12 protein-coding genes are annotated in these 12,426 nt (G+C 63.2%); 7 read left to right on the top strand and 5 right to left on the bottom strand.

Going from position 1 to position 12,426, the window contains the following annotated elements; translation table 11 throughout:
- Positions 1–7: 7 nt before the first annotated feature.
- Both PP4_RS22065 and PP4_RS22060 read left to right on the top strand, forming a co-directional pair.
- A complete protein-coding gene (locus PP4_RS22065; protein WP_016501357.1) occupies positions 8–949 on the top strand; it encodes an AEC family transporter in 942 nt (313 codons plus the stop codon).
- A 56-nt stretch (positions 950–1,005) separates the two neighbouring features.
- A complete protein-coding gene (locus tag PP4_RS22060; RefSeq protein ID WP_016501356.1) occupies positions 1,006–2,364 on the top strand; it encodes an amino acid permease in 1,359 nt (452 codons plus the stop codon).
- 95 nt (positions 2,365–2,459) lie between these two features.
- On the opposite strand, the gene PP4_RS22055 is transcribed toward PP4_RS22060, so the two are convergent.
- The 5 genes from PP4_RS22055 to gatC form a co-directional block, all read right to left on the bottom strand.
- Positions 2,460–3,503 (bottom strand): calcium/sodium antiporter, encoded by a 1,044-nt coding sequence (locus PP4_RS22055; RefSeq protein WP_016501355.1) that lies wholly within the window; start codon positions 3,501–3,503, stop codon positions 2,460–2,462.
- A 60-nt stretch (positions 3,504–3,563) separates the two neighbouring features.
- Entirely contained in the window at positions 3,564–3,938 is a 375-nt protein-coding gene (locus tag PP4_RS22050) for a septal ring lytic transglycosylase RlpA family protein (RefSeq protein WP_016501354.1), read from the bottom strand.
- Positions 3,939–4,073: 135 nt separating this feature from the next.
- The gene (gene gatB / locus PP4_RS22045; protein WP_016501353.1) at positions 4,074–5,519 is read right to left on the bottom strand and encodes an Asp-tRNA(Asn)/Glu-tRNA(Gln) amidotransferase subunit GatB; all 1,446 of its coding nucleotides are present in this window, start codon (positions 5,517–5,519) and stop codon (positions 4,074–4,076) included.
- 11 nt (positions 5,520–5,530) lie between these two features.
- A complete protein-coding gene (gene gatA, locus PP4_RS22040) occupies positions 5,531–6,982 on the bottom strand; it encodes an Asp-tRNA(Asn)/Glu-tRNA(Gln) amidotransferase subunit GatA (protein ID WP_016501352.1) in 1,452 nt (483 codons plus the stop codon).
- A gap of 15 nt (positions 6,983–6,997) precedes the next feature.
- Positions 6,998–7,285, bottom strand: a complete 288-nt coding sequence (gene gatC, locus PP4_RS22035) for an Asp-tRNA(Asn)/Glu-tRNA(Gln) amidotransferase subunit GatC (RefSeq protein ID WP_003255165.1) — start codon at positions 7,283–7,285, stop codon at positions 6,998–7,000.
- Between the two features lie 205 nt (positions 7,286–7,490).
- Between gatC and mreB the strand changes: the two genes are divergently transcribed.
- From mreB to rng, 5 genes are all read left to right on the top strand, one after another.
- Entirely contained in the window at positions 7,491–8,528 is a 1,038-nt protein-coding gene (mreB, locus tag PP4_RS22030) for a rod shape-determining protein MreB (RefSeq protein ID WP_003255163.1), read from the top strand.
- Between the two features lie 196 nt (positions 8,529–8,724).
- Complete coding sequence (mreC, locus tag PP4_RS22025; protein ID WP_218178501.1) at positions 8,725–9,759, top strand: rod shape-determining protein MreC; 1,035 nt, start codon at positions 8,725–8,727, stop codon at positions 9,757–9,759.
- Positions 9,759–10,247 carry a rod shape-determining protein MreD gene (gene mreD, locus PP4_RS22020; protein WP_016485021.1) on the top strand — a complete coding sequence of 163 codons (489 nt, stop codon included), beginning with the start codon at positions 9,759–9,761 and terminating at the stop codon, positions 10,245–10,247. The genes mreC and mreD overlap by 1 nt, the downstream gene beginning before the upstream one ends.
- A 33-nt stretch (positions 10,248–10,280) precedes the next feature.
- On the top strand, positions 10,281–10,892 hold the full coding sequence (locus tag PP4_RS22015; protein WP_016501350.1) for a Maf family protein: 612 nt from the start codon (positions 10,281–10,283) through the stop codon (positions 10,890–10,892).
- A gap of 54 nt (positions 10,893–10,946) precedes the next feature.
- The gene (rng, locus tag PP4_RS22010) at positions 10,947–12,404 is read left to right on the top strand and encodes a ribonuclease G (protein WP_016501349.1); all 1,458 of its coding nucleotides are present in this window, start codon (positions 10,947–10,949) and stop codon (positions 12,402–12,404) included.
- Positions 12,405–12,426 lie beyond the last annotated feature (22 nt).

The raw sequence follows: 12,426 nt of genomic DNA, 5'->3' as shown, positions 1-12,426 counted from the left end.
CTTGCGCATGCTCGCCCTTCTCATCCAGACGCTGAACATCACGGCACCTGTCTTCGCCATGCTGTTCATGGGCGTGCTGCTCAAGCGCATCCACCTGATCGACGACAATTTCAACCGTGTCGCCTCGCAGTTGGTGTTCAACGTCTGCATGCCGGCGCTGCTGTTCCTCGGTATCTACCACGCCGACCTGGCAGCAGCGGTAAAGCCTGGCGTCATCCTCTACTTCATCGCCGCCACCCTGGTTGGCTTCGCCGTCGCCTGGGGCATGGCCATCTGGCGCAGCCCGCTGGCCGACCGGGGCATCTATACCCAGGGCGCGTTCCGTGGCAACAACGGCGTGATCGGCCTGGCCCTGGCTGCCAGCCTGTACGGCGACTACGGTATTTCGCTGGGGGCGGTGCTCGCCGGCCTGGTCATCCTCATGTACAACTCGCTGTCGGCCGTAGTGCTGGCGGTGTACAGCCCGGACCTGAAGTCCGACCCGTGGAGCATCTGCAAGAGCATCTTCAGCAACCCGCTGATCATCAGTGTGCTGGTCGCGACACCCATGGCTTACGGCCAGGTGCCGCTACCCAACTGGCTGCTGACTTCGGGGGATTACCTGGCGCAGATGACCCTGCCGTTGGCCTTGATGTGTATTGGCGGCACCCTGTCGCTGACGGCATTGCGCGACAGCGGCAGGCTGGCCATCGACGCCAGCCTGGTGAAGATGGTCTGGCTACCGCTGGCCGGCACCCTCGGCGCCTGGCTGTGTGGCTTTCGCGGGGCCGAACTGGGCATCCTGTTCCTGTACATCGGCAGCCCTACCGCAGCAGCCAGTTACGTCATGGCGCGAGCAGCCAACGGCAACCATGAGCTGGCTGCGTCGATCATCGTCATTACTACGCTAATGGCGGCAATCACCACCAATATCGGCATTTTCATCTTGCAGTGGGGCGGATGGATCTAGATCCTTGACTGCAAACAACACAAAAGACACAGCCTCACTGAGCTAAAGGACACTTCATGCAAGACCAGAGCACGCCCGAGCTACAGCGCGGGCTGAAGAATCGCCATATCCAGCTGATCGCGCTGGGCGGGGCCATCGGTACCGGCTTGTTCCTGGGCATCGCCCAGACCATTCAGCTGGCCGGCCCCTCCGTGTTGCTGGGGTATGCCATCGCGGGCCTGATGGCCTTCCTGATCATGCGCCAGTTGGGCGAAATGGTGGTGGAAGAGCCGGTAGCCGGTAGCTTCAGCCACTTTGCCCACCAGTACTGGAGCGAGTTTGCAGGCTTCGTGTCGGGATGGAACTATTGGGTGGTGTATGTGCTGGTGGGCATGGCCGAGTTGACGGCTGTGGGTATCTACGTGCAGTACTGGTGGCCTGATTTCCCCACCTGGGCCACGGCGGCGATCTTCTTCGTGGTGATCAACCTGATCAACCTGACCCAGGTGAAGGTCTACGGCGAAATGGAATTCTGGTTCGCCCTGATCAAGGTAGTGGCCATCGTCAGCATGATCGGCTTCGGCGCGTGGTTGCTGAGCAGTGGCCATGGCGGCCCGGATGCCAGCGTGGCCAACCTGTGGCAATACGGCGGCTTCTTCCCTAACGGTGTCAGCGGCCTGGTGATGGCGCTGGCGGTGATCATGTTCTCGTTCGGTGGCCTGGAGCTGGTGGGTATCACCGCTGCCGAGGCCGACAACCCGCGCGAAAGCATCCCCAAGGCCACCAACCAAGTGGTGTATCGCATCCTGATCTTCTACATCGGTGCCCTGGCGGTGCTGCTGTCGCTGTACCCGTGGCAGAAGGTGGTGCAGGGCGGTAGCCCGTTCGTGATGATCTTCCACGAACTGGACAGCGACCTGGTGGCCACCATTCTCAATATCGTGGTGCTGACGGCCGCGCTGTCGGTCTACAACAGCTGCGTATACGCCAACAGCCGCATGCTGTTTGGTCTGGCCAGTCAGGGCGATGCACCGCGCCAGTTGCTGAAAGTCAGCCGCAGCGGTGTGCCGCTGACTGCGCTGGGCGTGTCGGCCTTCGCTACCGGGCTGTGCGTGGTGATCAACTACCTGATGCCGGGTGAGGCCTTTGGCTTGCTGATGGCCCTGGCGGTGTCGGCGCTGGTGATCAACTGGGCGAGCATCAGCATTACCCACCTGAAGTTCCGCAAAGCCAAGCTGGCGGCCGGGATTACCCCGTTCTACAAGAGCCTGGGGCACCCGCTGACCAACTACCTGTGCCTGGCGTTCATTGTGCTGATTCTGGTGGTGATGTACCTGACCCCGCCGATTCGCATCTCGGTGATGCTGATCCCGGCATGGATAGCCGTGCTGTGGGTGGCCTTCAAGCTGAAGAAGGCTCGGCAGGTTCGCCGTTAGATTTGTATCGCCTGTGAGATCGAGCGCCGCCCGCGCGGCGCTCGATCTAAAGGGCGACACAAGGCTTAAGGCATGCGCCAGATGACATGGCCCGATCAATGCTGCCGGCGCCAGGCGCGCACGGTGGTATACAGCAGCACCACGGCGAGCACAGGCAGCACATAGAACAGCATCAACCGCTCCAGGCGCCCGGCCAGCGGCATGCCCATTGTGAATGCCGCCACGTGCAGCCCGTACGCCAGGTACAGGCAGAGGAACACCAGGCCTTCGGCGCGGGTGATCCGGTAACCGGAATAGAACACCGGCAGGCTCAGCACGGCAACCCCGAGCATTACTGGCAGGTCGAACGCCAGGGCGTTGGGCGAGATCGACAGCGGCTCAGGGGTGATCAGCGCGGTCAGGCCCAGCACGGCCAGCAGGTTGAACAGGTTGCTGCCAATGACCGTGCCCACGGCAATTTCCCGTTCACCGCGCAGGGCAGCGATCAATGCGGCGGCGAGCTCTGGCAGGGATGTGCAGATGGCGACGACGGTCAGGCCGATGATGCGCTCGGACAGCCCCAGGTCGGTGGCAACCTCCACGGCGGCCTCCAGCAGCAGGTGCCCCGCCAGGCTCAGCAGGGCAAGGCCGGCCAACACCAGCAGCAGCGTGCCTGACCAGAAGCGCCTGGCGCTGGATTTGGCCGTGTCCGGCGCGGGGTAGGTGCGTGCGTAGTGGCGCGACTGGTGCCAGAGCATTACCAGGTAGCCGACCAGGCCAAGCAGCAGCAGCCCCCCTTCAACCCGGCCCAGGTAACCGTTGGCGCACAGGGCATAGACCAGGCCGCTGGCGACGATCATCAGCGGAATGTCCAGGCGCACCAGCTGGCGCGATACGCGCAAGGGGATGATCAGCGCGGCCAGGCCGAGAATGACCAGTACGTTGAATATGTTGCTGCCGATCACGCTGCCGACCGCCACATCCGGCGCGCCCTGGTAGGCGGCCTGCAGGCTGACGGTGAGTTGTGGCGCGGTACTGCCGAAAGCCACCAGGCTCAGGCCGATGATCAACGGGCGAACATGAAGGCGTTGTGCCAGGCGCAGCGCTGCGCGCACCAGCAATTCGGCGCCGCCGACCAGCAGCAGCAGGGCAACGCCCAATTGCAGCAGGCTGAAGGTGTGAAGGGTGGCCAGGTCGAAAATGGTCGGACTCCTGTCGCGTCAGTCGCTAAGCCCTTGTACTCGCACGCGCGCTGTTCCGCTACGGAGCATGCCGATTTTTTCTGCTGCGGCGCGAGACAGGTCGATCAGGCGGCCGCGTGTGTGCGGGCCACGGTCGTTGATGCGCACCACCACACTGCGCTGGTTGGCCGTGTTGGTGACCAGTACGCGAGTGCCGAACGGCAGGCTGCGATGGGCGGCGGTAAGGCCGTGCTGGTTGAACGGTTCGCCGCTGGCGGTGCGTTTACCGTGGTGGCGCGAGCCGTAATAGGAAGCGGTGCCCGTCTGGTCGTAACCGCGCGGGTCGATGTCGTGGCTGGCGCAGCCGGCCAGCAGGGAGAAGAGGGCGAGAGTACCCAGGGATCTTTTCAGCAAGTGAGATGCGCTCCAGTGCGGCCATTCGCGGGCTTGCCCGCTCCCACAGGCATATCACCGCCTGTGAGAGCGGTGCAGTACTGTGGGAGCGGGCAAGCCCGCGAACGAGGGCAGAGCCCTCGCAGCATATTCAGGTCAGCCTTCGAGCTTGGCCTTGAGCAATTGGTTCACCTGCCCCGGGTTGGCCTTGCCTTTGGAAGCTTTCATCGCCTGGCCGACAAAGAAGCCGAACATCTTGCCACGCTTGGCCTCGTCGGCGGCGCGGTACTGTTCGACCTGCTCGGCGTTGGCCGCCAGCATTTCGTCGAGCATCTTGTCGATCGCACCGGTGTCGGTAACCTGCTTCAGGCCTTTGCTTTCGATGATGCTGTCGGCATCGCCTTCGCCGGCGGCCATGGCCTCGAACACGGTCTTGGCGATCTTGCCGCTGATGGTGTTGTCGCGGATGCGCAGCAGCATGCCACCCAGGTGCGCGGCGCTGACCGGTGCCTGGTCGATCTCGATGCCCAGCTTGTTAAGCAGGCTGCCCAGCTCGACCATGACCCAGTTGGCCGCCAGCTTGGCGTCGCCACCGATTTTCACCACTTCCTCGAAGTAGTCCGCCTGTTCGCGGCTGGATGCCAACACGTTGGCGTCGTAGGCCGACAGGCCGTACTGGCTCTGGAAGCGTTCGACCTTCTGCGGCGGCAGCTCCGGCAGGCCGGCGCGGATGGTTTCGAGGAAGCTGTCCTCGATCACCACCGGCAGCAGGTCCGGGTCGGGGAAGTAACGGTAGTCGTTGGCTTCTTCCTTGCTGCGCATGGAGCGGGTTTCGTCTTTGTTCGGGTCGTACAGGCGGGTTTCCTGCACGACCTTGCCGCCGTCTTCGATCAGGTCGATCTGGCGCTGGATTTCGCTGTTGATCGCGCGCTCGATGAAGCGGAACGAGTTGACGTTCTTGATCTCGCAGCGGGTGCCGAACTCGACCTGGCCTTTCGGGCGAATCGACACGTTGCAGTCGCAGCGTAGCGAGCCTTCGGCCATGTTGCCGTCGCAGATGCCCAGGTAGCGCACCAGCGCGTGGATCGCCTTGACGTAAGCCACGGCTTCCTTGGCACTGCGCATGTCAGGCTCGGAGACGATTTCCAGCAGCGGGGTACCGGCACGGTTGAGGTCGATGCCGGTGGAGCCGCTGAAGTCTTCGTGCAGGCTTTTGCCTGCGTCTTCTTCCAGGTGCGCGCGGGTTACCCCGATGCGCTTGATGGTGCCGTCTTCCAGGGCGATATCCAGGTGGCCCTTGCCGACGATCGGCAGGTCCATCTGGCTGATCTGGTAGCCCTTGGGCAGGTCCGGGTAGAAGTAGTTCTTGCGCGCGAACACGTTGCGCTTGCCGATTTCGGCATCGATGGCCAGGCCGAACATGCATGCCATGCGCACGGCTTCCTGGTTCAGCACCGGCAGTACGCCGGGCATCCCCAGGTCAACCAGGCTGGCCTGGGTGTTCGGCTCGGAACCGAAGGTGGTGGCGCTGCCGGAGAAGATCTTCGACTGGGTGGCGAGCTGGGTGTGGATTTCCAGCCCGATCACAACTTCCCATTGCATGTGTGAACTCCTCAGAAGCCGTTGGGGGCACGGGTGTGCCAGTCGGTCACTTGCTGGTAGCGGTGCGCGACGTTGAGCAGGCGGCCTTCCTGGAAGTACGGTGCCAGCAGCTGCACACCGACCGGCAGGCCGTCGACGAAGCCGGCCGGCATCGACAGGCCCGGCAGGCCCGCCAGGTTGGCGGTGATGGTGTAGACGTCTTCCAGGTAGGCGGCGACCGGGTCGCTGCTCTTGGCGCCAAGCTTCCAGGCCGGGTTCGGCGTGGTAGGGCCGAGGATCAGGTCGACATCGTTGAAGGCGGCCATGAAGTCGTTCTTGATCAGGCGGCGGATCTGCTGCGCCTTCACGTAGTACGCGTCGTAGTAGCCGGCCGACAGGGCGTAGGTGCCGACCATGATCCGGCGCTGCACTTCAACGCCGAAGCCTTCGCCACGGGAACGCTTGTACAGGTCGGTGAGGTCTTTCGGGTCCTCGCAGCGGTAGCCGAAGCGCACGCCGTCGAAGCGCGACAGGTTGGAAGAGGCTTCAGCCGGGGCGATCACGTAGTAGGCCGGGATGGCGTGCTGCATGTTCGGCAGGCTGATTTCCTTGACCACTGCGCCGAGCTTTTCCAGCTCTTTGACACTGGCCTGAACCAGGTCGGCGATACGCGGGTCGAGGCCTGCACCGAAGTACTCTTTCGGCAGGCCGATCCGCAGGCCCTGCAGCGAACCATTGAGGTTGGCGCTGTAGTCCGGCACCGGCTCTTCGATGCTGGTGGAATCCTTGGCGTCGAAACCGGCCATGCCTTGCAGCAGCAGGGCGCAGTCCTCGGCAGTGCGGGCCAGCGGGCCGCCCTGGTCGAGGCTGGAGGCGTAGGCGATCATGCCCCAGCGCGAAACACGACCGTACGTCGGTTTGAGGCCGGTGAGGTTGGTCAGTGCCGCCGGCTGGCGGATCGAACCGCCGGTGTCGGTGCCAGTGGTGGCCGGCAGCAGGCGCGCGGCCACGGCAGCGGCCGAACCGCCCGACGAACCGCCTGGGACGTGTTCGAGGTTCCACGGGTTCTTCACCGCGCCGTAGTGGCTGGATTCGTTGGCCGAACCCATGGCGAACTCGTCCATGTTGGTCTTGCCCAGGGTGACCATGCCGGCTTCAGCCAGCTTGGCGACCACGGTGGCGTCGTACGGCGCCTTGAAGTTGTCGAGCATCTTCGAGCCGCAACTGGTGCGTACGCCGTTGGTGCAGAACAGGTCCTTGTGGGCGATGGGGGCACCCAGCAGCGCGCCGGTTTCGCCTGCGGCGCGACGGGCGTCGGCGGCACGCGCCTGGCCCAGGGCCAGGTCTTCGGTGACGCTGATGAAGCTGTTGATTTGCGGGTCGAGTTGCTTGATGCGCGCCAACAGGGCGCCGGTCAGCTCTTCGGAGGAAAACGACTTGTCGGCGAGTCCGCGGGCGATCTCGGCCAGGGTCAATTGATGCATGGCAGGCTCTATCCCTTACTCGATGACTTTGGGAACCAGGTACAGACCGCTTTCGGTCGACGGCGCGATAGCCTGGTAGGCGTCGCGCTGGTTGCTTTCGGTGACCTGGTCGGGGCGCAGGCGCTGGCTGGCCTCCAGCGGGTGGGCCAGGGGCTCGATGCCAGTGGTATCGACCGCTTGCATCTGGTCGACCAGCCCGAGGATGCTGTTCAGGGCATCGGTAATGCGTGGCAGTTCGCCATCATTCAGCCCCAGACGGGCCAGATGGGCGATCTTTTCCACGTCGCAGCGTTCAAGCGCCATGAAGATCTCCAAGGGAAACAAAGAACGGAATTTGGGTCCGCGATGAGGAACATGTCAGCTTTCTGGCGGTCCAACGGCCGCGATCATCGGCTGGCATGCTCGGAAAAACAGCCAATTTAACATATTGGCTCCTTGCCCAAAATCCCTGCCATTGTTAGAGTTTGCCGCACTTTTTTACCCACGCTTTCCCCAGGGTCACTTTCCCATGTTCAAGAAACTGCGTGGCATGTTTTCCAGCGATCTCTCCATCGACCTGGGTACTGCCAACACCCTTATTTACGTGCGTGAGCGCGGTATCGTCCTGAATGAGCCCTCGGTTGTTGCCATCCGTACCCATGGCAATCAGAAAAGCGTCGTCGCCGTCGGTACCGAAGCCAAACGCATGCTGGGCCGTACGCCTGGCAACATTGCTGCCATTCGTCCGATGAAGGACGGCGTTATCGCCGACTTCAGCGTTTGCGAAAAAATGTTGCAATATTTTATCAACAAGGTTCACGAGAACAGCTTCCTGCAGCCAAGCCCGCGCGTGCTGATCTGCGTGCCGTGCAAGTCGACCCAGGTAGAGCGCCGCGCCATTCGCGAGTCGGCCCTGGGTGCCGGTGCCCGTGAAGTGTTCCTGATCGAAGAGCCAATGGCAGCTGCCATCGGTGCTGGCTTGCCGGTTGAAGAGGCTCGCGGTTCGATGGTCGTCGATATCGGTGGTGGTACCACTGAAATCGCACTGATTTCCCTGAACGGCGTGGTCTATGCCGAATCCGTACGTGTTGGCGGCGACCGCTTCGATGAAGCCATCGTCACCTACGTGCGCCGCAACTACGGCAGCCTGATCGGCGAGTCCACCGCCGAGCGCATCAAGCAGGAAATCGGTACCGCTTACCCGGGCGGCGAAGTGCGCGAAGTCGATGTGCGTGGCCGCAACCTGGCCGAAGGCGTACCGCGTGCCTTCACCCTGAACTCCAACGAAGTGCTCGAAGCGCTGCAGGAATCGCTGGCGACCATCGTCCAGGCCGTGAAGAGCGCCCTGGAGCAATCGCCGCCCGAGCTGGCTTCGGACATCGCCGAGCGTGGCCTGGTGCTGACCGGTGGTGGCGCGCTGCTGCGTGACCTCGACAAGCTGCTGGCCCAGGAAACCGGCCTGCCGGTGATCGTCGCCGAGGACCCGCTGACCTGTGTCGCCCGTGGCGGCGGTCGCGCCCTGGAGATGATGGACAAGCACGCGATGGACCTGCTCTCCAGCGAGTGATCCCACTCGCTGTTCACGAGCGCCCGGTTTACAGGTAGCACGCACAGTGCTACCTGTATGTGCTGGGCTGGCGCCCGTCAAGGGCGCCGTATCCGTCAACCCGCAACCAGGCTGGTGCGTTGTTCCATGTCCAATGACCTCCTGAGTCGTCCACGAGGAACGGCCCATTAAACCACTTTTCTCCAAGGGCCCTTCGCTGGGCGTTCGCCTGCTCGTTCTGGTGGTGATGTCGGTCGCGTTGATGGTTGTCGACGCGCGCTTTGACGTGCTCAAGCCCGTGCGCAGCCAGATGGGCATGGTGCTGATGGAGTCGTACTGGATCACCGACCTGCCGCAACGTGCGTGGCAAGGCGTGGCCGGCCAGTTCGGCAGCCGCACTGAACTGATCGCCGAAAACGAAAAGCTCAAGACCGAAGCCCTGCTGCTGCAGGGGCGTCTGCAGAAACTGGCAGCCCTGACCGAGCAGAACGTGCGTCTGCGCGAGTTGCTGAACTCTTCGGCGCTGGTCAACGAAAAGGTCGAAGTGGCCGAGCTGATCGGTGTCGACCCCAACCCGTTCACCCACCGCATCCTGATCAACAAGGGCGAGCGTGATGGTGTGTTCCTTGGTCAGCCGGTGCTCGATGCGCGCGGTCTGATGGGCCAGGTGGTCGAGCTGATGCCCTACACCTCACGGGTACTGTTGCTGACCGATACCACCCATAGCATTCCGGTGCAGGTCAACCGCAACGGCCTGCGCGCCATTGCCAGTGGCACCGGCAACCCGGAGCGCCTTGAACTGCGTCACGTGGCCGATACCGCCGACGTCAAGGAAGGCGACCTGCTGGTCAGCTCCGGCATGGGCCAGCGCTTCCCGGCTGGCTACCCGGTGGCGACGGTCAACGAGGTGATCCACGATTCCGGGCAGCCGTTCGCCATCGTACGCGCCATTCCCACCGCCGCGCTCAATCGCAGCCGTTACATGCTGCTGGTGTTCAGCGACCGGCGTACCCCGGAGCAGCGCGCCACTGATGCGGCCATCGCCCAGGAAGAGGCTGACCGCAAGGGCACCTCGGTCCCCGGTCAACCGGCGGGTACGGGCGAGCAGGGCACACCTGCCAGCACCACGCCTGTAACCCCAGCCACACCCGCAGCGCCGACAGCCCCGGCCGCACAGCCTGCAGCCCCGGCGGCTAACCCTGCCACGCCTGCCGCAGCGCCTGCCGCACCCGCTCACACCCGGAGACAATGATGGCTGCTTCGCGCCGCAACAACGGCTGGGTCATCTGGCTGACTTTCGCCATCGGCCTGCTGCTCAGCGTCTCGCCCATGCCGCAGTTCATGGAAGTGTTCCGGCCCATGTGGCTGGCTTTGCTGGTGTCGTTCTGGACCCTGGCGGTGCCGGGCAAGGTCGGCATGACCACGGCGTTCGTGCTGGGTCTGGCCGAGGACGTGTTGTACGGCACCCTTCTGGGCCAGAACGCGTTGATCCTCACCCTCATTACCTTCCTGGTGTTATCCCTGCAGCAGCGCTTGCGCATGTTCCCCATGTGGCAGCAGAGCCTGGTGATCCTGGTCATTTTCGGCATCGCCCAGCTCATCCAGCTATGGCTCAGCGCCCTGACCGGCAACCGGCTGCCTACCCTGGCGCTGGTCTGGTCGGCGGTCATCAGTGCCTTGCTCTGGCCATGGATCAGTTTCGCCCTGCGCGACCTGCGCCGACGCTTGCATATCAACTGACGGCGACGCCGCAACTGACAGGGAGATGTCTGCATGAACCCGTTATACCTGGCCTCTGGCTCGCCCCGCCGTCGTGAACTGCTGACCCAGATCGGTGTGCCTTTCACCGTTGTCAGTGCACCCATCGATGAGTCCCCGCTGCCTGACGAAAGCGCCCCGGCCTACGTTGAGCGCCTGGCTCGGGCCAAGGCTGCGGCTGGTCTGGCCCGTGTCGAGGGCCCGGCTGTGGTGCTGGGGGCGGACACTGCCGTGGTGCTCGATGGTCGTATTCTGGGCAAACCGGAAAACCGCGAAGATGCCATGGCCATGCTGGCTGACCTGTCGGGCCGCGAGCACCAGGTATTGACTGCGGTTGCCCTCAGCGACGGGCTGCATACGCAAAGCCTGTGCGTCACCAGCAAGGTGCGCTTCCGGGCGATCAGCGCCGATGAAGCACAACGCTACTGGGCCAGCGGCGAGCCTGTGGACAAGGCCGGTGGCTACGCCATCCAGGGCCTGGGCGCAGTGTTCGTCACCGGTCTGTCCGGCAGTTATTCGGCCGTGGTAGGCCTGCCCCTCAGTGAGACGGCCGAGTTGCTTGGCACGTTTGGTATCGCCTGTTGGCAATCGCCCGTGCATACGCCAGAGGTAACAAACCCGCAGTAGCCAGCACGGCATACGCCATCCATCATTACAAAAGACCTTTGACGAGAGCCGGCCATGAGTGAAGAGATCCTGATCAACATCACCCCGATGGAGTCACGCGTGGCGGTGGTGGAAAACGGGGTACTGCAGGAAGTGCACGTCGAGCGCACCCAGCGCCGTGGCATCGTCGGCAATATCTACAAGGGCAAGGTGGTGCGTGTGCTGCCAGGCATGCAGGCGGCCTTCGTCGACATCGGCCTGGAGCGCGCCGCGTTCATCCATGCGTCGGAAATTTCCCAGCGTGAAGGCTCGGCGGTCGAGACCATCACGGCGCTGGTGCACGAAGGCCAGTCCCTTGTGGTGCAGGTGACCAAGGACCCGATTGGCACCAAGGGCGCACGCCTGACCACCCAGCTGTCGATCCCTTCGCGCTACCTGGTGTACATGCCGCGCAGCAGCCATGTCGGCATTTCGCTGAAGATCGAAGACGAAGCCGAGCGAGACCGCCTCAAGCAGGTGGTCAGCAACTGCATGGAAAGCGAAAACATCAAGGATGCCGGTGGTTTCATCCTGCGCACCGCCGCCGAAGGCGCTCGTGCCGAAGAGATCTTGCAGGACATCCGCTACCTGCGCCGCCTGTGGGAGCAGATTGGCGCCCAGATCAAGACCTGCGGCGCGCCGATGGTCATCTACGAGGACCTGGGCCTGGCCCTGCGTACCCTGCGTGACCTGGTCAACCCGAAGATCGAGAAGATCCGCATCGACTCGCGTGAAACCTTCCAGAAGACCACGCAGTTCGTCGGTGAACTGATGCCGGAAATCGCTGACCGCCTCGAACACTACCCAGGCGAACGGCCAATCTTTGACCTGTACGGTGTCGAAGACGAAATCCAGCGCGCTCTCGAGCGCAAGGTGCCGCTCAAGTCCGGTGGCTACCTGGTGGTCGACCCGGCCGAAGCGATGACCACCATTGATGTGAACACCGGTGCATTCGTCGGCCATCGCAACCTTGAAGAGACCATCTTCAAGACCAACCTGGAGGCTGCCACCGCCATCGCCCGGCAACTGCGCCTGCGCAATATCGGCGGCATCATCATCATCGACTTCATCGACATGGAAGATGAAGAGCACCAGCGCCAGGTGCTGCGCACACTGGAAAAACAGCTGGAACGGGATCACGCCAAGACCAACATCATCGGCATCACCGAGCTGGGCCTGGTGCAGATGACCCGCAAGCGCACCCGTGAAAGCCTGGAGCAGGTGCTGTGCGAGCCGTGCCTGGCCTGTCAGGGCCGCGGCAAGCTGAAAACCCCCGAGACCATCTGCTACGAAATCTTCCGCGAGATCCTGCGCGAGGCACGTGCCTATCAGGCCGAGGGCTACCGTGTGCTGGCCAACCAGAAGGTGGTCGACCGCCTGCTGGATGAAGAATCGGGCAACGTGGCAGAGCTGGAGGCCTTTATCGGTCGAACCATTCGCTTCCAGGTCGAGTCGATGTATTCGCAGGAACAATACGACGTGGTGCTGCTCTGAGGTCTTCTCGAACGCGCCACTG

This window comes from Pseudomonas putida NBRC 14164, from assembly GCF_000412675.1.
GTDB classification, from domain to species: domain Bacteria; phylum Pseudomonadota; class Gammaproteobacteria; order Pseudomonadales; family Pseudomonadaceae; genus Aquipseudomonas; species Aquipseudomonas putida.
This window is presented reverse-complemented; position numbering and strand designations above follow the sequence as displayed.